This window comes from Syntrophorhabdaceae bacterium (assembly GCA_028698615.1).
GTDB lineage: Bacteria > Desulfobacterota > Syntrophorhabdia > Syntrophorhabdales > Syntrophorhabdaceae > Delta-02.
On record JAQVWF010000026.1, the window covers coordinates 1 to 1874 of the forward strand.

Genomic DNA, 1874 nt, shown 5'->3' on the forward strand with positions numbered 1-1874 from the left:
AGCCGACGATGGGAGTTGAACCCGCGACCTGCTCATTACGAGTGAGCTGCTCTGCCACTGAGCTACGTCGGCGTTGAGTTTTATATAGCATAACCTGCCGTTTTCGTACAATACAAATTTGCTTTGCCTGCCGGTTCACGGGCGGCTGGTGTTTTGCGCCCGTGGGACCTCAAAGATACAAGGCCATGTATTTCAAGAGAATGTCGTTCTCCCTCTTCCGCTTTACCGCCACCCTGATATATCTGTCCCCGAGGCCCGAAAAGCCTGAGCAGCCACGCATCAAGATGTTGTGTTCCTTTAAGCCCTTTATGATGAGGGGCGCCCGCCGGCACCGCAGGAGATAGTAGTTTGCGTGAGATGGGACGTAGTCGATCCCGAGATCCTTGAAACCCTTTTCGAGGCGAACCTTCTGTCTTGAAAGGAATACATGCGTCCGGTCCCTGTGATCGGTGAGATCGAGGGCGGTGAGGCCTGCCGCCTGCGCAAGGGCGTTCACGCTCCATGGCTCCCGCATCGCGGTCAGGGCTGATGCAGCCCTGGAGGGAAAGACGCCCCATCCGAGGCGAAGGCCGGGCAGGGCGTAGAACTTGGTCATTGACCTCAGCACTATGATCCACGGGTTCCCTTCGGTGAGGGCGACAGCGGAGGCTTCGGAGGTGAATTCAATGAATGATTCGTCTATTATGAAGTAGATTCCTCCCTGTGCCGCGAGAGTTGCCGCCTCCTCGAGAGCTGCCCTTTCAACTGTTCTTCCCGTCGGGTTGTTGGGGTTGCAGAGGAAGACCGCGTCGGCACGCTCTTTCAGGGCCTGCCTGACAAGCTTGACGGGCTCGATGTCGAAATTGTCGCTTTCCAGAAGAGGGTAGGGGAGTACGGTGCATGGGGCCCGCGCGGCCCTGCACGCCCGTTCATATTCATTGAAGGTCGGCTGGGGAATGAGGACCCTCGCAAAGGGCAGCGCCCTCGGAAGAAGGTATATCAATTCCGTACACCCATTTCCGCAAAAGACCAGGGACGGGTCGACGTTGAAGGTCTCGGAAAGCCTGTTTCTCAATTGCAGGGAATCGGGGTCCGGATAATGTTCGATGTCACGAAGATGGTCCCTGATAGCTCTTTTGATCTGCCGGGGCGTACCGAGGGGATTGATGGAGGCGCTGAAGTCGATGATGTCCCCCGGTTCAACACCGGTGGTTCGCGCCACATCATAGATATTGCCCCCGTGCCGATTCACAGAACCACTCCAAGGGATATCGCTATGACAGCGCAGAAGAAGCCGGTGAAGGATGCGATGCGAATGATTCCCACGGTCTCCATGGACGCCGTGAGGTAGTCCGTTCTGCCGCTGGTCCCGATATGGGGTTTATGTATCATGATCCCCCCGTACGTTGAGGGTCCTCCCAACCTCACGCCGAGGGCACCGGCCACGGCCGCCTCCGGGTAGCCGCTGTTGGGACTGGAGTGGTTGCACCCGTCGCTGCGCATTGTGGTCAGGGCGGCCAGTGCTTTCTCCGGCGATCTCAAGACAATGGCGGCGGCAAAAGCGATGAGGAGCGCCGAGATCCTTGCGGGAACATAGTTGACGATGTCGTCGAGGCGTGCCGAAGCCCACCCCAGGTGGAGATATCTTTCATTCCTGTACCCGACGGTGGAATCGAGGGTGTTTACCGCTTTGTATGCCAGCGCGCAGGGGATTCCTCCGACGGTCAGGTAGAGAAGGGGTGCAATTACGCCGTCGGAAAGGTTCTCCGAGAGGGTCTCGATGGTTGCCCGCAGTATGCCGTCCCTGTCGAGGCTGTCGACATCGCGGCCGACGATCATACGAAGCCGCTGCCTTGCCAATGCCATGTCGTCGGCTCGGACCGCCCCAATTACCC

At 58.3% G+C, this 1874-nt stretch carries 2 protein-coding genes and 1 tRNA gene; all 3 read right to left on the bottom strand.

Translation table 11 applies throughout. The features are described from left to right. Positions 1-72, bottom strand: a tRNA-Thr gene (locus PHC90_09670). A gap of 97 nt (positions 73-169) precedes the next feature. After that, the gene (gene cobD / locus PHC90_09675) at positions 170-1231 is read right to left on the bottom strand and encodes a threonine-phosphate decarboxylase CobD (protein ID MDD3846618.1); all 1062 of its coding nucleotides are present in this window, start codon (positions 1229-1231) and stop codon (positions 170-172) included. Continuing rightward, on the bottom strand, positions 1228-1874 hold a 647-nt coding region (cbiB, locus tag PHC90_09680; protein ID MDD3846619.1), incomplete at its 5' end, for an adenosylcobinamide-phosphate synthase CbiB. The genes cbiB and cobD, both read right to left, overlap by 4 nt.